General features: G+C 38.2%; 24 protein-coding genes. 17 read left to right on the top strand and 7 right to left on the bottom strand.

Annotation, left to right across the window (positions count from 1 at the left end; translation table 11 throughout):
- The first annotated feature begins 86 nt into the window (after window positions 1-86).
- Window positions 87-638, top strand: a complete 552-nt coding sequence (locus tag OL444_RS11810) for a GNAT family N-acetyltransferase (RefSeq protein WP_264732997.1) — start codon at window positions 87-89, stop codon at window positions 636-638.
- Window positions 638-1,303 (top strand): hypothetical protein, encoded by a 666-nt coding sequence (locus tag OL444_RS11805; protein WP_264732998.1) that lies wholly within the window; start codon window positions 638-640, stop codon window positions 1,301-1,303. The genes OL444_RS11810 and OL444_RS11805 overlap by 1 nt, the downstream gene beginning before the upstream one ends.
- Window positions 1,304-1,535: 232 nt before the next feature.
- On the opposite strand, the gene OL444_RS11800 is transcribed toward OL444_RS11805, so the two are convergent.
- On the bottom strand, window positions 1,536-2,027 hold the full coding sequence (locus tag OL444_RS11800) for a hypothetical protein (protein WP_264732999.1): 492 nt from the start codon (window positions 2,025-2,027) through the stop codon (window positions 1,536-1,538).
- 237 nt (window positions 2,028-2,264) lie between these two features.
- The gene (locus OL444_RS11795) at window positions 2,265-2,663 is read right to left on the bottom strand and encodes a hypothetical protein (RefSeq protein WP_264733000.1); all 399 of its coding nucleotides are present in this window, start codon (window positions 2,661-2,663) and stop codon (window positions 2,265-2,267) included.
- Between the two features lie 365 nt (window positions 2,664-3,028).
- Between OL444_RS11795 and OL444_RS11790 the strand changes: the two genes are divergently transcribed.
- Entirely contained in the window at window positions 3,029-3,445 is a 417-nt protein-coding gene (locus OL444_RS11790; RefSeq protein ID WP_264733001.1) for a hypothetical protein, read from the top strand.
- 121 nt (window positions 3,446-3,566) lie between these two features.
- Here the strand turns inward: OL444_RS11790 and OL444_RS11785 are convergent, their stop codons facing one another.
- Window positions 3,567-5,057 carry a hypothetical protein gene (locus OL444_RS11785; RefSeq protein ID WP_264733002.1) on the bottom strand — a complete coding sequence of 497 codons (1,491 nt, stop codon included), beginning with the start codon at window positions 5,055-5,057 and terminating at the stop codon, window positions 3,567-3,569.
- 135 nt (window positions 5,058-5,192) lie between these two features.
- Here OL444_RS11785 and OL444_RS11780 point away from each other — a divergent pair, with 135 nt between their 5' ends.
- The 3 genes from OL444_RS11780 (at window position 5,193) to OL444_RS11770 (ending at window position 10,170) form a co-directional block, all read left to right on the top strand.
- Window positions 5,193-6,674, top strand: a complete 1,482-nt coding sequence (locus OL444_RS11780) for a hypothetical protein (RefSeq protein WP_264733003.1) — start codon at window positions 5,193-5,195, stop codon at window positions 6,672-6,674.
- A gap of 148 nt (window positions 6,675-6,822) precedes the next feature.
- Window positions 6,823-8,613: a glycosyl hydrolase 2 galactose-binding domain-containing protein gene (locus OL444_RS11775; protein ID WP_264733004.1), complete on the top strand. Its 1,791-nt coding sequence runs from the start codon at window positions 6,823-6,825 to the stop codon at window positions 8,611-8,613.
- Window positions 8,614-9,177: 564 nt separating this feature from the next.
- Window positions 9,178-10,170: a helix-turn-helix domain-containing protein gene (locus OL444_RS11770; protein ID WP_264733005.1), complete on the top strand. Its 993-nt coding sequence runs from the start codon at window positions 9,178-9,180 to the stop codon at window positions 10,168-10,170.
- 52 nt (window positions 10,171-10,222) lie between these two features.
- Here OL444_RS11770 and OL444_RS11765 read toward each other — a convergent pair whose 3' ends face one another.
- The gene (locus OL444_RS11765; RefSeq protein WP_264733006.1) at window positions 10,223-10,519 is read right to left on the bottom strand and encodes a hypothetical protein; all 297 of its coding nucleotides are present in this window, start codon (window positions 10,517-10,519) and stop codon (window positions 10,223-10,225) included.
- A gap of 218 nt (window positions 10,520-10,737) precedes the next feature.
- Between OL444_RS11765 and OL444_RS11760 the strand changes: the two genes are divergently transcribed.
- From OL444_RS11760 to OL444_RS11710, 11 genes are all read left to right on the top strand, one after another.
- Window positions 10,738-11,058 carry a hypothetical protein gene (locus tag OL444_RS11760; RefSeq protein ID WP_264752018.1) on the top strand — a complete coding sequence of 107 codons (321 nt, stop codon included), beginning with the start codon at window positions 10,738-10,740 and terminating at the stop codon, window positions 11,056-11,058.
- Between the two features lie 286 nt (window positions 11,059-11,344).
- On the top strand, window positions 11,345-11,614 hold the full coding sequence (locus OL444_RS11755) for a hypothetical protein (RefSeq protein ID WP_264733008.1): 270 nt from the start codon (window positions 11,345-11,347) through the stop codon (window positions 11,612-11,614).
- Between the two features lie 362 nt (window positions 11,615-11,976).
- A complete protein-coding gene (locus OL444_RS11750; protein WP_264733009.1) occupies window positions 11,977-12,126 on the top strand; it encodes a hypothetical protein in 150 nt (49 codons plus the stop codon).
- Entirely contained in the window at window positions 12,119-12,388 is a 270-nt protein-coding gene (locus OL444_RS11745; RefSeq protein WP_264733010.1) for a hypothetical protein, read from the top strand. The genes OL444_RS11750 and OL444_RS11745 overlap by 8 nt, the downstream gene beginning before the upstream one ends.
- Before the next feature lie 771 nt (window positions 12,389-13,159).
- Window positions 13,160-13,600, top strand: coding sequence for a MauE/DoxX family redox-associated membrane protein (locus tag OL444_RS11740; protein WP_264733011.1), 441 nt, complete (start codon window positions 13,160-13,162; stop codon window positions 13,598-13,600).
- Window positions 13,601-14,163: 563 nt separating this feature from the next.
- Complete coding sequence (locus tag OL444_RS11735) at window positions 14,164-14,427, top strand: hypothetical protein (RefSeq protein ID WP_264733012.1); 264 nt, start codon at window positions 14,164-14,166, stop codon at window positions 14,425-14,427.
- Between the two features lie 77 nt (window positions 14,428-14,504).
- On the top strand, window positions 14,505-14,762 hold the full coding sequence (locus tag OL444_RS11730) for a hypothetical protein (protein WP_264733013.1): 258 nt from the start codon (window positions 14,505-14,507) through the stop codon (window positions 14,760-14,762).
- 126 nt (window positions 14,763-14,888) lie between these two features.
- Window positions 14,889-15,164, top strand: coding sequence for a hypothetical protein (locus OL444_RS11725; RefSeq protein WP_264733014.1), 276 nt, complete (start codon window positions 14,889-14,891; stop codon window positions 15,162-15,164).
- Window positions 15,165-15,226: 62 nt separating this feature from the next.
- Window positions 15,227-16,297 (top strand): hypothetical protein, encoded by a 1,071-nt coding sequence (locus OL444_RS11720; RefSeq protein ID WP_264733015.1) that lies wholly within the window; start codon window positions 15,227-15,229, stop codon window positions 16,295-16,297.
- Window positions 16,298-16,314: 17 nt separating this feature from the next.
- The gene (locus OL444_RS11715; protein ID WP_264733016.1) at window positions 16,315-18,933 is read left to right on the top strand and encodes a class III lanthionine synthetase LanKC N-terminal domain-containing protein; all 2,619 of its coding nucleotides are present in this window, start codon (window positions 16,315-16,317) and stop codon (window positions 18,931-18,933) included.
- 202 nt (window positions 18,934-19,135) lie between these two features.
- Complete coding sequence (locus OL444_RS11710) at window positions 19,136-19,411, top strand: hypothetical protein (protein ID WP_264733017.1); 276 nt, start codon at window positions 19,136-19,138, stop codon at window positions 19,409-19,411.
- A gap of 334 nt (window positions 19,412-19,745) precedes the next feature.
- On the opposite strand, the gene OL444_RS11705 is transcribed toward OL444_RS11710, so the two are convergent.
- The 3 genes from OL444_RS11705 to OL444_RS11695 all read right to left on the bottom strand — a co-directional run bounded on the left by OL444_RS11705 (window position 19,746) and on the right by OL444_RS11695 (window position 24,935).
- Window positions 19,746-22,076 (bottom strand): zinc-dependent metalloprotease, encoded by a 2,331-nt coding sequence (locus tag OL444_RS11705; protein ID WP_264733018.1) that lies wholly within the window; start codon window positions 22,074-22,076, stop codon window positions 19,746-19,748.
- 82 nt (window positions 22,077-22,158) lie between these two features.
- Window positions 22,159-23,508, bottom strand: coding sequence for a TlpA family protein disulfide reductase (locus OL444_RS11700; protein WP_264733019.1), 1,350 nt, complete (start codon window positions 23,506-23,508; stop codon window positions 22,159-22,161).
- Window positions 23,509-23,579: 71 nt separating this feature from the next.
- Complete coding sequence (locus OL444_RS11695) at window positions 23,580-24,935, bottom strand: RagB/SusD family nutrient uptake outer membrane protein (protein ID WP_264733020.1); 1,356 nt, start codon at window positions 24,933-24,935, stop codon at window positions 23,580-23,582.
- Window positions 24,936-24,966: the final 31 nt, after the last annotated feature.

Raw genomic sequence — 24,966 nt, 5'->3', positions numbered from 1 at the left:
GCAGATTCCCCCTTTCAGGAGGCTATATTTGTTTTTATTTCTCCGAATTCCTTATCTTTAACAACTTTATAAATAGCGTATCGCGCATGATCCTGATAAAACAACTATCCGGTTTCAGCCCTGCAGCATTTGCCTCATTTGGGCATAATGGTTACACCTCAGATCAGGCCTTCGAAGTCACCAAAAAAGTTGCTGCAGATGAAATGACCCTTTGTTTAAAACTGATTGACCTACGGATTCCATATGTAAAGGACTGGGAAGAAGATGAAGCCTCTTTTGCTACATATGAACAGCTGATTGCGGAAGGACATTCGTTTGGCGCTTATGATGCAGACCAGCTGGTAGGTGTAGTCATCTGTGAAGCCCGCACCTGGAACAACACCCTGTGGATAGACCTGATGATGATTGCACAATCGCACAGACGGAAAGGCATCGGCGCCCTCTTATTGCAACAGGTATCCAGGCATGCCGTTGGCAAAGGATTCCGCCTCGTAGGCCTCGAAACACAGCATACCAATGCACCCGCAATAAAATTTTACCAGCAGCAGGGATTTGAAATAACAGGTCTTGACTTACGCCTGTATGAACAAGAAAACGAAGTCGCATTTTTCATGAGTAAAAAGCTGAGGGAAAACTAATGGTACACAGTATCGATATTGAAACCGCCCATTACATTATCAACTACTACGCGCACCTGATGACCGATCAGGAACAGACAGCCCTGAAACATGCTTCTACCTCTTCCATGCTGCAGTTGAACCAAAGTATCTTTCAGGACACCAATCCAGCCTACAAACAAAAGTATGACTGGATCTCCGATGACCCGGCCATACTCAGTCTGCTGGCCAATGGCAGCGATGCTTTCCGGATCAGTGCAGCCACCCGGATCCTGCAGGAACATCATCACCGCATTTTTATCAACAGTTGTCCCCGCTGTTCGCAGCTGGCCAGAACCATTGCCGCGCGGCAATGCCGCCATTGCGGTCATAGCTGGCACGACAATACACTGGCGCGGTTTAAGCTGCGGAACTATTTCCGCCCCGATAACAAACCTTTATTTTTGCTGGGAGAAGTCATGAAAGGAGATTTCCAGAAAGGGCATTACATAGACCTCACCATGTTACATATCAATGCACAGCCCAGAATAGAACAGGTAGAGTTTTCGCTGCACCGGCAGCAGGATAACACCTGGGAAAATATCGCGCTGGGTATCAGTGATATCAGTGAAGAAGATCTGGTGCTGCTGAAAAAAGTGGCCCACCAGGATCGCATGATTGATATTATCCGGCAACGGCGGGCATAGGTACCGCCTCCATCCTATCATTTTTATGGCAAGACATACTACCAGCAGGTCATCTTCCCGGAGATGACCTCTTCGCTCGTTATTGTTACAGCTATTTCCTGTTACATACAACAGCTCCTGTCAAGGAAAAATCCCTTTTTTACCGGTAAAAATAGTAACCACAGTTTACCAGCTCTTGCTGATAATGAGCAGAGATGATCTTATCGCCTATAAAAAGCAGTATCCCCTGCCGTCACTTACTCGTGAACGTAAAGGGATACTGCGCCAAAACAGCCATATCCAACCGGTTGTATACGACCAGTGGTTCATCATTGACAGCGGGGTATAATAATACGCCTTTCCCATCCGTGAGAAACAAAGGCGCCCATAACTGGTTGTAGGTCTCCCACGGACTTTCTTCTTTCATCAGGCGGCCGTATGCCAGCCATAATAACAAGAGGGTGCCGATACACATCAGCAGCGTACCTGTTTTACGCCAAAACGCATACCTCCTGGTGCGTTTACGCAGGATGTATTGTTCTACCTGTATCCAGGCTACTGTAGGATCGGCACGGGGGTCCAGTACAGGTAATTTACCTGTACGCAACCACTGACGCAGCGTCACTGCTACCTGCCGGGCATTGGGTATCCGATCCATGAGACAGGTGAGTTCACTGGTCAGCTCGTCTGATGCCTGCTGTTGTTTAGACAGCAAGCCCCGCTTGCCGGAATATATCAGTTTCATACAATTGCATTCAGTGGCATGCCCGACATGACAAAACGGACTGCGTGCAGGTGCATATACGTCAGGCATGACAATCTTCTTCCCGCCGTCTGGCGATGCCTGGCATGATACCTGCAAATCTCTTACTTCTGATACAGTTGGGTTAGTGAGGGAGTAAAATGGATAATGGATTAACCGATGATTAACAATTGAAAATGATTAACATTTCATCCAAAAAAAATGGGTATAACAACCGGGTTAACCAATTACCGGTTTTTTACCTTTTGATACATAGGCTTTATGCAGCCCGCCTGGATCAACACTTGTTGCCATCATCATCGTAAAACCATAGATAGAAGAAAGACCTAATAATAAACATAGGACAAGACCCGCAGCCACTTTCCAATTGTTCATGACAGCCTGTTTACGGCGGCGGATAATGTAGGCCTCCATTTCCAGCCAATCGGCAGCCGGGTCGGCAGAAAATTTACACCGGGGCATCCGGCCTTCTTTGATTAATTGCTGAAACTCTCTGGCAATCAGCTGCGCATTGGGAATGCGGTTCATCAGCGCCGTCAGCTCAGCTGTCTCATCCGGCCCAACGGTTTGCTTCCCCTGTTCCTGTCCTTTTTCCGGAGATTCGTTGAATGTTTTCATACTCGGATGTAATGGTAGTAACTACAGGCAGCGTGCCGCACTGCAGGTACCCAGTTTAAAGTTAAAATGACGGAACGTACCCTGTTAATACCGTGTTCACGGCATACTGAAGGATAGGATTCCCAACTTGCGTGCAGGGTTGACAGCAATGGGTCCCTCATACATTTTTCCATGTGCGAACAGTTTTATAGTGGAATATACGTTAGCGAACAGCAAAAAAGTTTTCCGGCAGCCATAAAAGTTCTTCAAATGTTATTAACATTTCGTTGTAGAAAATTTGGCAAAATGAGCCTAACTTTATCAGACCTGTTATTCAGTTAGTTACACCGCGATTCACCACCGTATCTTTAAAAGCATTTATTACCATGTCGTTTATTTCCGGCTGCCTCAGTGCTTTAGCCACGTTTTTTTATCCAGACGCAGATTCTGTGCCACGTCCGGCGCTCTGTCTGAAAGTGGATACCATCACCGTTGCTGATAACACCCGGCCATTGGCCTATCCTTATCAGCAAGTGATCCGGCAACCAGCGGCCGATTCCCTGGCTACGACCAGTCTCGAAATCCGCAACGTACCCGCCACTTTGATCAGAGACAACAAAATACCAGTTCCCATCTATGACCTGCGCCATGTTATCCTGATCAACATTTACGATCCCGCTAAACCGGAACAAATGATTCAGGCCAGCGACTTTCCACCCAGACAACTACCGGATGCTTTAAAATGGTTGTCATCCCGGGCCATACCCTCACGCATAAACGATCCGGAAGATGATTTGTTGTAGGTAAATAATTGTCATGGCACTGATAAAGTATCGCTCCTGTTACAAGAGCATACCATTATTGCTCATCTATCTGCTAAATAAACGGCGTAGGTGGCAAAATGTATGCATCTCCCTATATCCCTTATTCCAACTCCTTTAACCAGCCTTTCTTTTCTGCATAAGGTATTACGATCTCTGCCACCAACAGCAAAAAGATCATCCCCAACAAAAAAGGAAATACCTGGTACCGGAAAACAGGTGGAGAAGCCACAATACTAAAGCCGGTATTCAACACAAACAAACTACCCGTCAACCACAACAACTGTAACCGGATACCACTGATCAACAACCCTTTGCGGTGCCACCACCATATCAGCAGCGATAAATAAAACAATACATTGATCAGCAAAAACACGATCCGGTAACTCCCCATCAGGAGTCCCTGTACGGCGTTGCTGCCACCCCGCACCTGATCGTCTTTATAACGAAACCATTCCCGGCCGGTGGTTTCCACCGAATCACGGCCCTGGTTATACGTTTGCAATTGTTCCAGCGGCGGCAATAAATATACGCCGCTGTTGGGCCACAGGAAATAACGCACATACGCCAGCGGATGCGCCGCAATCAGTTGCCGCCCGTATGTACCGATCGGCACACTGGAACGGTTGTACGGATATACCATCGGCTTATCCGGAAACAGGTTCCACAGGTTAAACATATAGGCTTTCAAAGGCCCGCGCTGATCCAGCATAAACCAGGCCCCGTCCTGCGGGCCAATGGTCATCGATGGCGGCAGCTCTTCAAAAAAATCCCGCACCATGGTATTGATCCGCTGCAAGGTGGTATCCTTGAAGGAACCCGGATCCACATATATATACGGATACATGTATAACGCATTATTGGTGGTTTGCCAGGAAGAGAAACAGGAGAACGCTTTCACACCGGTTACCGCTTCATTCTTCATCCGGGTATGTTGTACATACCCGCCGATCAGCAATACCGTCAGTAAGATACCGGCTAGTCGCAGCCCCCATGAAACACGGCTGCGCCACAACAGCGGAATAGCCAGCAACGGATAATACAAGGCATTGTACCGCAACGTAAAGGCCGCCGCCAACACCACTGCCTGCAACACGATCTGGTACCATGCCGGCCGGAAGGCCACCCACAGCAACAACGTAAACCACAGGATGCTCAAGGCCGTAAAGATGGCATCACTCGCCACGATATTCGATAAATACAGGTACAACGGATTACAACTGCACCAAGCCAACAGGATATATTTCACGGTAGTGCCGGGCCGGAAAAGATACAACACCGTGCATACCAGGTACCACGTAGCCGCTGTCAGCGACAGATACTGTATACTGATCAACAGCTGATCTCCATGATGCAGCGCATGTACCCAGCTGATAAACCGGGCATATCCGATGGGCCACATATCCACCTCCGCATGCGTGACCGCTGCCTGCATATAAAAATAGGAATCTGCAAAAAAAGACGGAAAGGGATAGACCATTTTAAACAGCACAAATACCATCACTGACAACAAAACACCTGCAGGCAATAACCACCGGTGATGCGGGTCGTGCAACAGGTAATGGCCAAAAGAGGGCGTAGTATGATCTGGCATACGTATCGGATAAGGACTATGAAAATACCCTTTCCTACTGCAACCGGAAAGGAGATGAAACGCCACTGCTTTCCGGCCACAGCATCGGTTGGTAAATTCAGGTATCCACCGATCCCTCACCCAAAAAATATAGGCATGGCCACCACTTTCCGGACATTCGTGCTGGGCAACCCGCTTTACAGAACTTATCTCCTGTATGGAACAGGTATCATGATCATTGGTTTAATCCTTTTTAAACTGCTGTATCCTTTCCCGGACTTTTTCACCGACTCCTTTTATTATGTATGGGTAGCGGGGCATCAATGGGAATACTTTGTGCGCCCATTAGGTTATTCCGGGTTCCTGCAGCTGGTACATCTTTTCACGCACTCCGCTACGGCGCTGGTGATCTTGCAATACCTGTTGCTGCAGGCCTGCAGCTGGTACCTGTTGTTTACCGTCTTATATATTTTCCGGTTGCCGGACAATGTGGCGAAAATTCTCCTGACCTGTGTGATTGCCTGTCCCCTGCCTTATTACCTCGCTAACCTGGTAGCCAGCGATGGGTTATTTATTATACTCAGCATGTACTGGTTTACGCTGTTGCTCTGGATCGTTTATCAACCGCGGCTTTGGCAATTACTGCTGCAGGCGGTGGTACTCGGAGCTGTTTTCTGCGTACGTTACAACGCGTTGTATTATCCATTAGTCTTGTTGGCGGCCTTGCTGCTCAGTCATACTTCGCTGCGGCAGAAAGCCGCCACCCTGGGTTTCAGCCTGTTGCTGCTCGGCGGGGTAATATGGCAACTGCAACGCGTGTATGATACCCACACGGGTATCCGTACGATTTCCAACTATAGCGGCTGGCAGATGGCGAACAACGCCTTGTATATGTATCCGCATATTCAAGTAGTGCCTACCGACTTCTCCGATCCCGTTTCGCAGCAGCTGGACCACATGGTAAAAACCTACTTCGATACCACGGGGCTCGCACAACACAATCATACCCCCCGGGATGGTGCGCAGTTTATGATCGACATCTTTGGCCCTTTAAAAGCCTATTACCGGCAGCTGGCCAGTGAGCCCCCCCGTACCTCCATCCAGGCATTTGGACAGGCAGATCAGGCGCATGGGCGTTATGGCCGCACCCTCATTATGCAACATCCGGTTCCCTTTATCCGTTATTTTGTGTTACCCAATGCCACCGTATATTTATTTCCACCTGAAGAACAGTTTGGTTTGTATGCCGAAGGCCGCACCACCGTACCCGATGAAGTAGCCGCGTGGTTCGGGTGGCCGGATAGTAATATTAGTTGCCGGTTTCCGCAGCTGCAGCATATGCTCTTTATTTTCTTTCCGATCCTGTTTTTATTGCTGCATCTTTTTGTGTTACCAGCCACGTTTATATTTTACCGGTCGGGCATCTACAGAAAATTATCCCTGGCACAACATCGTACCCTTATCCTACTCGCGCTGATGCTGCTCTTCAATGCAGGATTCAGCATACTGGCATCGCCCGTGGTACTGCGTTATCAGCTGTTACCGCTGCTGCTATTGTTCTACGTGGCAGCCGTTATCGCCACCACTACACCGGTGATTACGCAGTTCCTGATCCGGATCAGTAAAAGCGGCGAATGATAATGAAATGTAAATTGTTATTCATCATTCCGGATGAGCAAGGCGACTGCAGTTTTATGTAACTTCGAATCTTGGCATACCCCAAAGGAATGCTGCCCCTGTAGTACACACAACATCATTACTCATCCTTAACAATCTATTATTTCACATGAAATTATTCCATCCAGCGAGCTTAATTGTCACTGGCCTCCTGTTACTATCCGTTCATTTGCAGGCACAGAATGGCGCCTGGCATCCGAAACCTATCAACATTCCCACGCGCTGGGCAGCGCAGGTAAGTCCTAAAAATGCACTGCCCGAATATCCGCGGCCACAGATGGTACGTCAGCAATGGCAAAACCTGAATGGATTATGGGACTACGCGATCACGGAGCGAACAGCAGACAGACCTGCCGCCTTCGACGGGCAGATACTGGTACCCTACCCCATTGAATCTGCGCTCTCCGGTGTGCAACAAGCATTACTACCGGAACAGCGCCTATGGTACAAACGCAACTTTACCGCACCTACACTGAAAGACAACAAACGCCTCATCCTGCACTTCGGTGCGGTAGACTGGCATGCCACTGTTTATGTCAACGGAAAATCTATTGGCGAACATACCGGCGCCTACGACTCCTTTGAATTTGATATTACCGATGCCATCAAACCAGGTAACAATGAACTGGTAGTCAGCGTATGGGATCCTACCGATACCGGTCCGAACATGCACGGTAAACAAACCCTCAAACCGCGTTGGATACGCTACACGGCCGTCAGTGGTATCTGGCAGACGGTATGGCTCGAAACCGTACCCGGCGCCTCCATCGCCTCTCTTTACCTCACGCCGGATATCCGCAGTGAAAACTTATCACTGGTGGTAGAGATCAGAGGAGAAGTAGATAACAACTACACCATCAAAGCCATCGCCCGCAACAATGGCCTGGTAACCGGCAGCATCAAAGGACAGGCCGGCACAACCACCACACTGCAGCTACGCATCCCCAATGCACATCTCTGGAGCCCGGACGATCCGTTCCTCTACGATCTCAACATCCAACTATTGTATAAAGGCAAAATGATCGACAGCGTCAACAGCTACTTCGCCATGCGGAAAGTGGACATCAAAAAAGACAGTGCCGGCGTAAACCGCATCTATCTCAACGACCACTTCACCTACAACCTCGGCGTATTAGACCAGGGCTACTGGCCGGACGGGTTATACACCGCCCCCACCGACGAAGCGCTGCGCTTCGACGTGGCCACCATCAAAGACATGGGCTTCAACACCATCCGCAAACATATTAAAATAGAACCCGCCAGGTGGTACTACCACTGCGATAAACTGGGCATGCTCGTATGGCAGGACATGCCCAGCTGGCGCCAACCCCGCGCACTCCCCGAAGAAGCCAAACAAAACTTCATCAAGGAAATGCAACGGCACCTTAAACAACTACACAACTTTCCCTCGATCATTAGCTGGGTACTCTTCAACGAGAACTGGGGTTCTTTCGACCAGGAGAACCTCACCCTCCAGATGAAGAAACTGGATCCCACGCGTATCATCAACGGGCATAGCGGTCCGTTTACAGACCAGACCTGGGACAACGGCGACGTCACCGACATCCACCTCTATCCCTACCCCGCTATGCCGCCCTACGAGGAGGATAAAGCCATGGTATGCGGGGAATTCGGCGGCATCTTTGTGCCGGTACCCGGACATGAATGGATACCCGGTAAAGGCTGGGGCCACCGCACCGCGCCTGGCCTCTCCTATGCAGACAGCTACCGGCACATGATTGAGCACCTGCAACTATATAAGGCAGAAGGACTTTCCGGCTCCATCTTCACGGAACCCTTCGACGTGGAAATTGAAGAAAATGGTTTGATGACCTACGACAGAGCTATCTTTAAGATCCCGGTAGATACCCTACGCCGCCTTAACGCGACGCTTAAATAATATGCCAGCCAAGAGAAATCCTTACTATCAACATCAGTAAGGATTTCCACCTCCCTCCTCTCTTTATTGCCCTCCCCGAAAAACTTCATCAAAAAATTACAAAAAAATAATCTTTTTTTCATAGTAATCCCTGACTGCTGTTGACTTTCAGTGAAGACATTTAATTTTATATTGTACTTGAAATAGCCATTGATTCAATTACCCTGTTATTTAAACAATGTGTATTATGCCAACAACGTCGTCGCATGTGTAGCTCATTGCTCAAATAAAAGGCATTCAAGCAAGAAAGATCCTGAATAATGAATGAAACGTAATTCCCTGAAAAACTTTTCTGAATGATCCCTTTCTAGTTGCGAGTACTGCCCTGTTCATCAACACTTAAGGCTGATGGAGCAACCGCTGTTGTCTCCTTGAATATACACAATTGGCAATACCGGCTGATTACACAGTCATGCATGGTTCAATACCGTTTTCTATCATATACGACACCACTGATGTCCTGACATCAGTTCCTTATAGACTGTCAACATTTAACTGCAATCCTCTCATTTAACCATATTTGATATGCTAAAATTTAGTGTAAAAAATAAGTCGCTGACGGCAACGAAACAAATACCTGATCATCACAAAGAAAAGATGATCAGATCTGCCCAGGCTGAATACTTTACTTACGACAACGGCCAACTATTATTACAATCATTTAAAAAGAACAACTTTAACCTCTACCTGATCGATCATATGTGCACGGAAGAACAACACCTGCACATCAACAGCAGCGAACCTTTCGGCTTCATGTTATGCGGCCTGAAATCCTGCACGGACTTTAACAACAACCTGATTGGCAACTTCACCATCCAGAAAGGATGCTACAATATCTATTGCCTGCCGGAACTGCAGCTCACCGCTCACTTCCAACCGGTAGAACAACGGATCATCATGATCCAGCTCTCTAAAAAATACATCCTCTCCATCAAATCCATCTTACAACATGCCAAGGGCTTCTTCACCAAAATTACCCGGTTTGAAGCCACGCAGCTCCATAACACCCCCGAGAAAATTGAAGGAGAGATCGGTAACATCCTGCAGCAAATGCTTTATTTCAGTAACATCTTCCAGGGTCAGCAACTGGATCAATACCTGAACATCAAGCTCACCGAACTAATGCTGCAGATATTCCACCTCAGCAACCCGGAGCTCCCCGTGGCGCCCCTGCGTAAAAAAGACCTGGTCCGGATGCAGGATATGGAAGCCTACATGCGCGACAACCTGCATGAAAATCTTACCATCGATAAACTCGTCCGGAAATTTAATCTCAACCACCAGAAAATATACACCGACTTCAAACAGGTATACAAACAAAACCCGATGTCTTACCTCCGCATCCTGCGCCTGGAAAAAGCCTGCGAACTCGTCGTCAACACGACCGATTCGATTGAAGCTATCGCGGAGCAGTTGGGATATACCCGGTCGTCGGCATTTATTTATGCGTTCAGAGAACGGTATGGCGTAGCACCGGCGTGTTATAGGAAGAAAAATAATAGTTGTTGTTTGGAATGAGGATTGAGCAGCAGGGGATGCCGAAAACCTGGAAGAGAGTAGGCGTGGTTTTTTAAGGAGTTTTTGCTGCTTTTTGAGGGATAAAAGTAGCAGTACCTATGAATAAAGTAAAGTTGTTGTTGGCGGTAGTGGCGGCGTTGATGGGAGTTGGGTTGATATCGGAAAAGAGTGAGGCGAGGTGGTCTGGCTTAACATTCAGAGACCCCGGAGGTAGGTATATCACTTCATTAGGTATGAATCCAAGTACCGCAGAAATAGCGATGTTCAGGCAGACCAGTTGCCTTGAATACTCTCCATCAATTTGTGCTTTCGCATACAAAGATGGACTACCGGTTCCATTCCTAGACATCTATGGAAAATATAAAGGGAAGTCCTAAATATAAAACACACGAATAAAGTCTAAATATCTTCTACAAAGAGATACTATAAGTAAATTATCAATAGTGATATAATACTTTAACAGATTATATCTGATGTATTACCAGAAGAAGAAGAATAGTTGCTATTGGAAATGAGAATTGATGCGCAGGGGCTGCCGAAAACCTGGAAGAGAGTAGGCATAAATATTTGAAGAGTTTTGCTGCTTTTTTAGGGATAAAAGCGGAGATACATATGAATAAAGTAAAGTTGTACTTATCAGTAGTGGCGGCGTTGATGGGGGTTGGTGTGATACCGGAAAAAAGTGACGCGAGATGGTCTAATTTAACTTTTAGAACAGCTGGGGGGCAGTTTATTTCTGAATTAGGAGTAAGTCCCTCACCACTTAATATAGCTCTATTTAAAGCAACAAGATGTCATCAAGCGGTGATCATAGTTTGTGCTATTGCATATAAAGATGGGAATAGATTACCAACTCTAAATATTAATGGTATTTATCTCTCCCAATAGCAATTGATAAAACTGAATATTCATGAACTCCTTTCTCATGATCATCTATTAAAAAGTAAAACAGTATCAAGACATTACAGAACAACTACAAAACACTTCCATATCAGTATTTATACATACTTACAGGAATTATAATGGTGAAATCTAGCATGTATTGCTATAATAAGCAGAATAATTATTCATTGAAATTAGAGTTACAGGGGATACCGAAAACCTGCAAAGAGAGTAAGTATAAATTTCAGACAAAGTTTTTTCCGTCTTTTGAGAGATAAAAGCGGAGATACCTATGAATAAAGTAAAGTTATTATTAGCCATATTCGCTGCGTTGATAGGAGTCTCGTTAGTAGCGGAAAAAAGTGAGGCAAGATGGTCTAACTTGACATTTAGGACTTTAAAAGGTCAATTTATCGTGACACTAGGGGTAAATTCTTCATTTGCCCAAATAGCATCTTTCAAAGTATTCAAATGTGCAGGTGGATACCCCTTTATATGTGCTTTTGCTTACAAGGATGGTGAAAGAATACCTAACTCAGATATATATGGTATGCATATATAATTATAGTTTATTAATAGAATTTGAACAATGAATAATAAAATCCAACAAAAGATAGTCTATCGGTAAACCAGAATTAGATAAACTAGAATTAAAACATAGACGTTCATCCAAAAATCAAACATTAGCTACTTCAAACCGCTACAATTTGACATACAAATACCGAATATCTAAAGCAAAGCATTATAACCGTTTTTAGCATAAAAACTGGAGTAACTAGTTTATTATTGAATTGGCTATCTATCAATACACTGGTATTTCACTTAGTCTATTCATATCAAATCTCTATCAATACAGTGATACCAATTGCTACAACGAAATATCTTCAGGAAAATCGCCATTCAGACTTTTAAAAATCAAATAGTATGGAGGTATTACAAATAATAGGAATAATAAAAGCCAAATGGGAATTTGATAAACAACAGGGTATGCCGAAAACCCGTAAGAGAGTAGGCCCATTTTACTTCAAATTTTTCTCGATTTTAAGTGAGAAAATCGGAGACATTTATGAATAAACTAAAATTATTGTTTGCAATACTTCCTGCGTTGCCAGGATTTATACCAGTGATAGAAAGGAGTAATGCCAAATGGTCAAATTTAACATTTAGGGCAGGCGGTAAATTCATTACTGAATTAGGTGTAAATCCTAATCAATCACAAATAAACATATATAAACAAGAACATTGTCCGTCTGGAGAAACAATCTGTGTTTTAGCCTACAAAGATGGAAGCTACTCTCCTATTCACAATCTTAGAGGATCAAGAATTCCTAAATAAAAATATTACAAACCATAAATCAACAAAAACATTAGTAATATATAATATCTGTTACTATTAGCTTTACAAATATTACACATATATTCAAAAATGAATGAGCTAGTATAAGATATGGAACTACTGAAGAAATTACCATACTTCAACTCTATTATCTGTTAATTCAGCCAACAGCATATAAAGTAAAATACCGCTTTGATAAAGACGCATATTTTATGCACAACAAGATATACAGAAGTCCTGCCCTGACTAAACCTTATTTTAAAAGGAAAAATCCATTGATATAACCAAGATTTAAACATTTCTATTAGTCCCCTCGCAGCACAAGTGTCTTTATAAAAATAGATCCCCCAATTATCTTTCTATTTTGGGATTGTTGCTAATAACGTATAAACACCTCTAATGCTGACGACTATCGACATCGCAAATAAATATCATTTTATGAAATACATCAAAAAAATAGACGTAATAAAACACAATAGTATTATTAATGTGGGCGTCAACAAGTATAAATATCAGAACTGCCTACAATCATAATAGTATGTTTTTTCACAAACAAAAAAAACTGATTTATAATACTACCCCACATTAAATAATCAAAAATGTTCAATAAAAGGATAAAAACACAATACTATAAAGGATTTAAAACAACTAACGCTTTCGATACTTCAAATGAAGTTTAAAATAAAATCTTCATTAATTTTGAATTGTCACCTCAAAAAATTTTCTCTATCAATTATTTGATGATTCGTTTGAATAAAAGACCACTACAATATGAAAAAGTCTAATTTAATAATAGAGATCATTTCAGCATTGCTTATATTTTTGTTTGTATATACAGCTACGGCTAAATTAGCTGATTACTCCACCTTTAGATTTCAACTAGGAAAATCACCTTTCATTCAACCTATAGCAGGTTTAGTTTCTTGGGGACTACCGATGCTTGAACTTTTGGTATCAGGACTCTTAATTTTTAGAAAAACAAAAATTTGGGGATTTTATGGCAGTATTTTTTTGATGTCCAGTTTCACTATATACATATACATGATGCTTAACTACGCATATTATGTCCCATGTAGTTGTGGAGGAGTATTGTCTGATCTTAGCTGGGAAGATCATTTAATATTCAATATTTCGTTTTTATTGCTTGCTTTATTTGGTACACTATTAGAATCAAATCAAAATGCAAAATCCATAGTTTTTTCAAAACCATAAAACATCACACAAATAATAAAAACTCATTTATCTAATATACAATTTAAACAAGCAACCCAATTATAAATGGCCTAAGTATGCATTATCAATTATAGAGGTTTTATTTTGGAGAGGAGAGTATATCGTTCCTAAAATCAAAGTTTCCCATTTAACAAAATAATAAATGGAACGCTACTCGAAATTTTTATAATCCTAAATTCAAATATACCACTATTTTAAATCGAAATAATTAGACATTTCTCCATTATTGGCCAATTAGGATTTGTTATATAAAATAATATTTAAACGCTCCTATCATTCATAAAAATACTGGCATTATTAATTCAATTCACATAAAATCTCAGTTTACTAAATAAACAACAAAACAATTATTATCAAGTATTCCGTAAAACCAATAAAGAATATAAAACAGCCTGCATGTCTCATCATTAACTATATAAATGAATAATCAACAGTACCTATTGTATTGTAACACATATAGCATATAGAAATATGAAACGTTATCAATTTATAAAATTACCTAACAAGCAAATTTCTCTATCATTGAATTAATTACTGATGAAATGAAAAAAATTAAGATAGCAATATTTGCCATTTCTACTTTAATTGGAATTTCGTCAATCACAAAAGTAGATGGCTCCAGTAAAGTCAATATTACCTTTCGAACGATAGGGGGAGGACCATCGGGTTTACCAGTCAATCCAACTCTATCTCAAATTGCCACTTTTAAACAAGTTCACTGTTATGATGCAGTACAAGTCTGCGCATATGCCTTCACAGATGGAAATGCCACACCAAGTGCAGACTTAAAAGGAATATTCTTGTAACATTACTATATATAAAATACATTACTCAAGACAATACTATTAATCTACCAACAGTATCACAATCTAACAATACTAATATGAACGCCATAAAATACTTCATATTTGCAGCAGCTACTTTACTTGGCCTTTCTTTGCCAACACAAGGTAGTATTTTTTCAAATGTAACCTATAGAACTCTTGGAGGAAAGTTTATCGCTACCTTAGGTACCAATCCAACAATAAGTGAAATAGCGCAATATGTACTTAATCAATGCGCTCCAGGGCAATCAATTTGTATGCTGGAATATAAAGACGGACAACAACGATCACTAGTAAAAGGAACAAGAATAAGATAACACATTCATAAGAATACTTTATTATCCGGAATAATAAGCCAGGGGAACCCGAAAACCTGTATAAAAGAGTAGGTATTCTCTCATCAAAAGTTTTATTGCTTTTTGATTTAAAAGGCATTAATTACCATGAAACAAGTAAAATTTGCAATCGCTGCAATAGCTGCTGTTATCGGATTTGCATCTCTCACACAAGCTGCTGGATCTAGATTCTCTAACCTGACATTTAGAACTGTTAAAGGTGCTCTCATTGCTACTTTAGGAGTAAATCCAACAACTGCTCAAATCGCACAATATAAGCTTGACAATTGTACTAATGCTCCAACTCAAGTTTGTGCATACGCATTTAAAGATGGTTCATTAAGTGCAGTTGATCATATCAAAGGACAACGTATTCAGCGCTAAACTAAATTTAAAGGCAATCACCAATACTTGGTGATTGCCTTTTTTATTTTAATATATAGATTATGGTCACATTAAAAAAAACATTCTTTATTATCCTATCAATCATTTCATCCTCAGCACTAATTATCTACACTTTATACTCTTTAACCGACATACCTAATACCAACAATAATTTTAAGAGAGATATAATACAACCTCCTGCAACATTACTTCATTCCGCGCCTAAAAACAAGAACATACAAAGTATATGTGGCATAACCGACCAGTATTTATACTTCCAAAATACAGATTTAAAAACACTCACCATTACTCAAAAAAACATTGAAAATCAATACACTAAAGAACTAAAAGTAAATCCCAAAGAAATACTTGACAGAACATTTGAGGTAAAAATAGACTCCCCTTATATATATATATATGTCGACTCCAAACCCATTATATTTTCATATTCTCTAATAAATGATTCTTTATTATCTAGCTTTCATCCACCGGCATTATTTACAAGAGGGGTAGGCATCAATGGCAACAAATTTTTCATACGAGGATTTGATACCTTATTAAAAAGCAGAGATCAAATATTCATGGCAAGTGATTCCATTAATTCCTTTTCAAAAAAAGAAAAAAATATATCAGAAAGGATGGATGATGGAGGTATTGCTACAGACGGAGAGTTGTTATATGATACAAAAAACGGCTTACTTATATATACTAGTTTCTATAGTAATCGGATCTTATGCATGGATACTTCTATAAATATAAAGTACAAAGGGAAAACGATTGACCAAACAAATACATTTCAAGCTCAGAGTGGTGAATTAAAATACAAGACAGGCAAAACAACTATACAGACAAATTCTTCTCCCTCTCGACTAATTAACCTCGCGAGTGTTTTGAATAATGGTAAACTTTATATACTATCATTATTGAAAGCTGACAATCAAACTGAAAAAGAATTCAATCGAAACGATATTTTAGATGTATACGAAACTATAACAGGAAAGTATAAGTATAGCATAAAAATTCCATTTTATAAGCGCCAAAAAATTCTATATTTCGATATAAAGGACAATTTCCTAGTTGCCGTCTACAGAGAATACATAGTAACGTATAGATTACCAATACCCAATCATTAAAATACCGCATAGACAACATGATATTTAACTCCTTACTTGAAGACTATTCACAGTTACTCAAGGAATATGAAATTACATTCATAAATGACTACCCATACCTGCTAATAGGAAGTATTAACTCTGAGCAAGGATGGATTTTTCATATATCTGTAATTAGCTCTCAAATTATAAAATTGTTGGAGGATCTTATACCAATTCTAATATCCAATTCTATCCCATTCAAAATACCTCAGAACAAATTAATAAACGAACAATTACTCGATGGAACACTAGGATACACCAGACAAGGAAAATCCATTTGTATATACCCTAACCACAACGAACAAGCAGTAAAGCTAGCACAGGAGTTAATTATATTAACACATAACATAAAAGGCCCCGAAATACCTACTGACAGACACTTAGGAAACAGCTTATACACACGATATGGAGGATTTAATCCAATCTACATAAAAAGTAATAACGGAATAAATGAAAAACATATTTACGACAACAAAGGACGCCTAGTAAAAGATGAATATAAAATACCATTTAAAATTCCCAAAGGTGTAAAATGGCCATTCGACACGATTAGTTCATTAAAGTCTAATTCATTAAAAAAAATCATTTCCAAACATTATATTCCAATAGAAGTAATTTCCTCTAACAATAAAGGGAGAGTATTAAAAGCATTAAGTATTAAAAGAATATTTGGAATACACCTTTGTATAATTAAGGAAGGAAAAAAAAATATGTGGATTGATGAACATGAACGAGATATGAAAGACAGATTAAAATGGCAATTAAGTCTTCATACTATCTTTGCGAATAAGATAAGAGTTCCTAAAATATTCGAATATACTGAAGAGAATGGAAATGGTTATTTAATAATGGAATATATTGAAGGAGTATCCTTACATAAAAAGATCGACGAACAATTATTAAATAAACCATGGAGTCATGTCACAAAGGAAAAAAAAATAAAAATATTAAACTATTTACATCAAATATTAATCATAATAAAAGAAATACATGCTCTTGGTTTTATACACCGAGATATAGCACCGGAAAACTTTCTTATCAACAAGGATGATCTTATTGTACTAATAGATCTTGAGTTAATGTATAACATTAACTCACCTCAAGAGAACTTTTATTCAGGAGGAACATTAGGATTTATGTCACCCGAGCAAGCAGCGATGTCTATTCCAACAGAAAAAGAAGACATTTATGCAATTGGAGCATTAATGCTTATATCTTTTACCGGACTCAATCCTTCCAGGCTCATTCATACATCAACAATATCATTAAAACAAAAGTTACTCTTTTATCTTCAAGATGAAAGTACGACAGATATTATAACTCAATGTTTAAATCATAACCCACATGAAAGACCTACACTATTAGAGGTAATAAACATAATAGAATTATATATTCAAAATACCACGAAACAAAGTACTCCCAAAGTAATAGCATTTGAATCATATCCCGCAATTACAATAGAAAACATAATTCAAAAATCAATCAATTCTTTATCAACTCCTCTATTACTCCCTCCAGATGGCATATGGGTATCTAATATCCAAGAAATAGCAACAAACTCCTTGATAAGAAACAATCAAGTAGAGCTTATAATAAGCGGGGGATTATTTTGGGGAATCGCCGGTATAATATTAATGTTAAACAATGCTAAAAAAAATGGCTATACCATAGAATTATGCATGTACTCCTACCAAAAAAGTTTAGATTTTGTATATAATGATTACATAAACAACAAGGCAAACAATTTAGGGTTATATCACGGAATATCGAGCTTAGCAACAATCATCACACAGGCCATAAAAATCGAAATACTTGAAAACACGGAATCCATAAAATTATTCATAATGCAGTGCTTTGAACAAAAAAGCTCAAGTATTGACATTGAATTTGGTATATCTGGACAAGCTTTATCCTTATTGGGATGTAATGATGTATTAAACGACAAAGAAACTCATATTTTATTAGAAGAATATAAAAATGCTATTCTAAGCAAACAAAAAAAAGATGGAAGCTGGAATACATCAAAGATCCAAAGATCCAAACTAAAAAAATTCCATATGATAGGAATATCTAATGGCAATGCCGGTATCTGTCTATTTCTCTTAAAATATAATTCAAAAATAACTAAAGACAGACATTCCATTACAAAAGCGCTAAAATGGCTAAGTGTAAAAACAGAAAAACAATTAAATGTCTATAAAAACATTACTGGGATTGATGATTTAATGTCCGCTAGTTCGCTTAGCCATGGGATGACAGGAACTGCTCTTATATTTTGTTATGCATTTGAAATATTAAATGATGTAGGATACAAAGATATAGCTATAAAAATATTGAGCCTCCTGCCTCCTCATATAATGCATGACAACCTATGCCTTGCTAATGGGATAAGTGGCTGGGGGATTGCTTATATAGAAGCATATCGAATATTTAAAGACGCCAGTTGGTTAGAGAGAGCAACGTGGATTACCTCAGTTATCCTAAATGCAATACAGGAACAGGGAGATGGTAATACTTATTGGTTGGCTAATAAAAGTAATACTCCAGCAGTAGATTTAGGAACCGGTCAGTCTGGCATCATATATTATCTTATGAAATACGCTCAGTCTATTTAAAAAAACTTTCAAACGCATTCCTGGATACTTACTTCGCTAAAGAAAAAAATGGGTTATTTTAGCTATTATTTAACTATACAAAAATCTGATTAGCATCATAAATATTAGTTATTACAAATAACCAGCCATAGTAATCCGAAAACCCGTATAAAAATAGAGATTCTCCTCTCATTATTTTTTTTATTTAAAAAGCATTATCAGCATGAAAAAAATAAAATCTGCAATAGCTTTAATAGCCACATTCACTGGATTTACCTCTCTCACTGAAGCTGCTGGATCCAGATTCCTCAATTTGACATTTAGAACCATAAAGGGTACTTACATTGCCGAACTGGGAGCAAATCCTACAACTGCTCAGATAGCACATTTTCATCTTAATAATTGTACTAATGCTCCAACTCAAATTTGTGCATATGGAGTCAAAGATGGTTCTTTTATGCCAGTTGACTTTATCAAAGGAAAATTTCTTTCTCGCTGAATTAAATGTAAGCCTCCATAAAACTAATCTTCCAAAGTGTATTTTTTCTGCCGGTTTCATACAATTCCTTTAGTCTGTAAAAACTATCTACTCTATATTCTATTCCATTACAAATCTAATCCACATTTCCTAAATTTTTAAATGACTAGGGAATATTAATTTTATTTCGATCAATTTTTCATTGCTTTCTATTTCTGATAATTTTAAAGGAATTAAATAATAAATGAGGCAATTTAAAGTACTCCTTTACTGTTGGTGTAAGTCGTGAACTAGTTCAATTCACAAACTTATTGATACAGAATTTAAACATCATTTTACTATGATTATTATATTATTAAATAGAGTCAATACTTATAATCTTTTTTAATCGAATTGTCATTCTTTTTAAATAATTGATACTAAAATGATCTTTATAAAATGGTAAAGATTTTTGTATATCCAATAATAATAATTCCAACTCTTCAGTCACCACCAACCTTTCAGATAAGCTCAATTCTTTATCAAGTAATAAACGCTCGTTATAGTCAATAAAAGCAGTTTGCAAATTCATTCTATATACATCAAACAATCTGTGGGAATAAATTTCTTTCCAAATACTCAATCGCAAATCTGTATATAGATTACTCACAGAATAAGTGTCCTTTCCATTGCTCTTTTCATTTTTAGTCAAATTACTAATTGTCTGAGCAGATAATATCATATACAATACTCCAACTTGTGCCATTTTTATAATAGATATTTTATCATCTCCTGTTATTTTGAGCACCGAATCATTTAACAACCAAGTAGGAGATGTAAAAACCTGATCATCAAAAAACTTTAACATTTTCTGGTGAAAAGACTTCGATTTAAATTTTTCATCAATTATACGATCAGGTACGATCTTCTCATCATAAATGCCACCGACATAATTTGCGACATGTGATGTATAATAACCAAATTGTTTATTTATCCAATCATATATATCCTTTATTTCAAAATATTCACACCTATTTTTCCCAGCCCATTCTAGCAAGTTCGTCAACACAAATTGAAGATTTTTTATTCCTAGTAGACTCGCCTTTATTGGGTCATCACTCAAGTCTTCATTCTGCGCTCTAGAATCTTTAGTATCTTCAGATATACCCCAATATTTTTTTTCCTTCCACTTCGTTAATGTCAATTGCTTTAATACAAGCTCCTCGTCCTCTTTAACATCCACTATTCTATATCCCCATTCAATTGCCCACTTATCATAATAATTAACTCGTGGAAATAAATCATCAGATTGAATGCAGTCCTCCGGTTGCGCTACGTAATTAAATCTGGCGTAATCCATTATAGAAGAACAGAATCCATTCTTATGCACCCAATCAGCACTTCTTAGGCTATCGGTAGGAAACATACTACTTGCTAACATATTGTGCTGCAACCCTAATGTATGCCCAACTTCATGCGCACATAAATACCTTAATAGTTGTCCCATTAAATCATCATCAAAAAAAATAGCTCTAGCTCTAGAATCAGATGGCGAAGATTGTGTAAAATACCAGTTTCTTAATTGTCGACCTATACTGGGCCCCAATCTAATATGACTTTCAATAATTTCTCCAGATCTAGGATCAACAACCGTAGTGTAGGTTCCACCAGTATTTTCCGATGCTTGCCAAACAATTGCCGACCTCCTCGAACTAAAAATCGACCATACTGAATCTTCAAATTGACTGGGAGCAATTTTGCCCAAAATTGCATTTTTAAACCCCGCGCTTTCAAATGCTGCCTGCCAATCATTAACTCCTTTAATCAAGTAGGGAACCCACTTTGAAGGAGTCGCAGGGTCAATATAGAAAATTATGGGATGTTTAGGTTCGACCAAAATTCCTCTTTTATATTTTCCAGAATCTAAGGGATTAATTTCAAGTTTCCATCTTGTGATCATTTTCAGATTACTTGCACCTAACTTTCCATCTAAATCAACAACATCATGAGTAAAAAAACCAATTCTATTATCTGCAAGCCTTGGTTTCATAGGTATATCCGGCAGCAGCATTATTGTTGTATGCAATTCATATGTCAGAAATCCCCCTTCATTTTTCGAGAACGTTTGTGTAAAATTAATATCAACACAATCATCTAAAGAATGTATATAATTAATATAAGACTTATCCTTTTGAAAAGCACCAATCTTTAATGCAGATCTAGTTTCTCTACTCATGAATAGGAAATCATTATCACTACTAATGAATTCATTAACATCTAAAACTAATGATTCTTTATCTCCAGTCGATTTATTATTACTCAATATCTTAAAAACTGCAATAATAGGATATGAACTAGAATTATTAAGCGACTTATTCATACCTTCATCACTACTATTGCTAGCAATAACATTAAATGATAAGCTCTTTAACTCAACCGTATTATTAGGACCTTTATCCAATCTAAATACGCCTTCATTTACTTTATCCCCACCATAGCATTTCATGGAAGCATTAGAATCATTGTACGCAGAATTAGATATTCGACATACTATTATCAAATCTCTTCCAAGTACATCATTCGATATTTCTAAACAATATCCATTTTCCTTTTTAATGAGATTTATTTGGCGTAAACTATGGCAGGATGCATAAATAATATTACAATAAAAAACACTACAAATAAGGGAAGCAATAAGTACTTTCATAATTTAGAATAAAATCATAACAATTTAAAACCGTCTAGTGTATTTACATTGCAGCCATCTTACAGATCAAAACAAAAACATGTCAATTAATTACCAAACTCTTATTTTTATTGAGCTCCGAAATTACTATTACTTCGACTAAAGACTCTTTTTTTACGAACTTTAAATCATATTTTCCTAATTCTTCATTAATAGAATTGATGTTAGACAAATCGCAGTTCAAGACAATATCAATATTTCCACTATAATTAGTATTATCTATAATGGGAATTGGAGACTCTTGTAGATAAGAAATTTGCAAATAGGTCATAAAATACTGAAGGCTTCTATTTTTTAATTCGAAAGTAAAGGCATTTCTATTATCAAGACTACGCCCTCCTTTTGTTTGTATTTTATCTATATTTGAAGTCCTTTCCAGAACCCAACAAAGCATTTTTTTCCTTTCTAAATGCCCTTCAATTCCTAATTTTATTCCGAAATAATTATTCACATCTTTTCTCATCACATCATATCTATTCTTCCTAATCAGTGTATCTAATATTGTCAATTCGTAATTATATAAATTATCTTTATACCATTCATTAATATTCTTATTTCGATTACTAAAACACTCGTCAACCACTGAACTGGAATCTTTAATATCTAAAACAATTCTATTCATCACCAAAAAAGGAGGTCTATTATCTCCAAACGCTACCTGAAAAAGCCCTAATGCAGTACTATTTGTACAGGTCAAAAACTCATCCCTAGTTACATTCATCGAAAGTAATGAGCTATCATACTTTTTAAAAACAGAATAATATTCTAATCCTTCTTTTGGATTAAATCCCGTTTGTACTCCCATATAAATAGGTTTATCACGATCATAATCTTTGTACTTTATATCAACTTTGACAGGTAAATTCAATTTTTTATTATCTAATATTCTACTAACATTTTCGTATGTTACATCAGTGTATCCAGTAATAGCCTTTACAACACGATTCCTATCAATCCAAACCTCATGAGGGAGTGAGTTAAACCAAAACATATTTCGTAAAATAGAATCTTTTACTACAGACGATAAAACTACTTTCTTTTCTTGTTGTATCCTTTTTAAAAAGGGTCCAACAACAGTTTCTTTTTCAGCAGTAACTGGTAAAATTTCTATTCTGTCTTTAAATCTCTTTTTTAGCTCATCAGCCTTAAACATAAAATAAACACAAGGAGCACACCAAGTAGCCCAAAAATCTAGTATAAGTAATTCATATTTTAGATCAGACAACTTAGTAGAAGTGGTTTTATAATTAATAATATTATTTAAGTAAATATCAGGCAAGGTATCACCTACTTGGAAATACTTTCCTGATTTACTCGAATTATACTGACCTTTACAAACATGTATATTCAATACACCTAAGAAAGTTATTACTAATAAAAAATAGTATTTCATTTGATATCAATATTTTTTTAAATAAAATTTTATTTTCAGGGAGATATATCTTCAAAATCTGAGATTAAAATTCATTCTCTTGAATTTTGAGGCATGTTATTTAGCAATATTTCATTCGTAGGAATTGGGTATACATATTTTTTATCATTAGGCAACAAATGATACATTACACCATTTGAAAATCTACTTAACACAATTTTTTCAATTCTTGGATCTTTATTCAATCTTCTCAAATCGCTCCACCTAATTCCTCTCATTAATAATTCTTTTCGTCTTTCTCGTAAAACTATAGACAGGGCTTCACTAGCATCATTAACTTTAATTTCTTTATACGTTCCTTCTTTCCACCTTTTTCTTAACAGAGTATTTAATGATTCGACTCCTTTCTTAACATCCCCTAATCTAATTTCACATTCAGACTTATTTAGATACACCTCATCTAACGCTAATCCTCCAAAACCAACATATGACTGAGTGTAGCTACCTGTAAATCTTAATCTACCATTTCTGATCTTAAAGAAAAAATTTCTGCGCAGATCATTTTGTTGATAACTTTTGTACAAAGTGGTATCAATATCCGAAAGATGAGTTAATCCCAACATAGACATTAGAGTACGATGATAAATTACTTCATCATTATATACATTAAAAGGAAAAATAGGTGTAGTATCAAGTTTATTGTAATCCAACAACTCTCCAAAAATATGGATACATGAATCTGCATACAATAACGATTTATCGAATTGCTGCATAGCTAAATATACCCTCGACAACATTCCGTAACACGCAGATTTAGATGGTCTTATTTTTCTCACTGGTAATAAAGGGAGCATCGCAGTGGCTGTTTTCAAATCATCAATAATATATTGATACGTCTTTTCTAGCGTACCTCTACCAACTCTATCATTTAAATTGACTGTCGTCCGAATAGGAATACCTAAATCTTCATTGGAACTCGTATGATCATATACTTTAGCAAAAATCTGTGATAGATTGAAGTTTGCATATGCCCTATTAAACAACGCACTACCTTTTACATTATCCCACTCTACAATATTACTTGGGATACGATCAATTTTCCCTACTCCATCTAGTGCAGTATTTGCATATAATATTTTCGTATACTGGATATTCCAATCATCAACTGGCTGATTTTCAAATACATCTACTTTCCACAAATAAGCATTTTTCTCGACCAAACCTACTGTAGGAATTACTTTATCCTTTAAAATATAATTATCTGATCCCATCTCTCCTAAAGAAGGATCGTCTAAATTGTTTACAAGTAAGTTATCCAATAGCCCTTGACAATCAGACAAAGTAGTAGGCACCACAATATTACTAATTGGTTTAGCATCCAACCAATCTTTTTGACAGGCACTTATTACTATACTAAGTAAAAACAAGAGCATACCATTAGCTTTCATATTAATTCTTTTAACTGATGAAAATGTATAT

It is taken from the genome of Chitinophaga nivalis (genome assembly GCF_025989125.1).
Taxonomy (GTDB): Bacteria; Bacteroidota; Bacteroidia; order Chitinophagales; family Chitinophagaceae; genus Chitinophaga; species Chitinophaga nivalis.
This window is presented reverse-complemented; position numbering and strand designations above follow the sequence as displayed.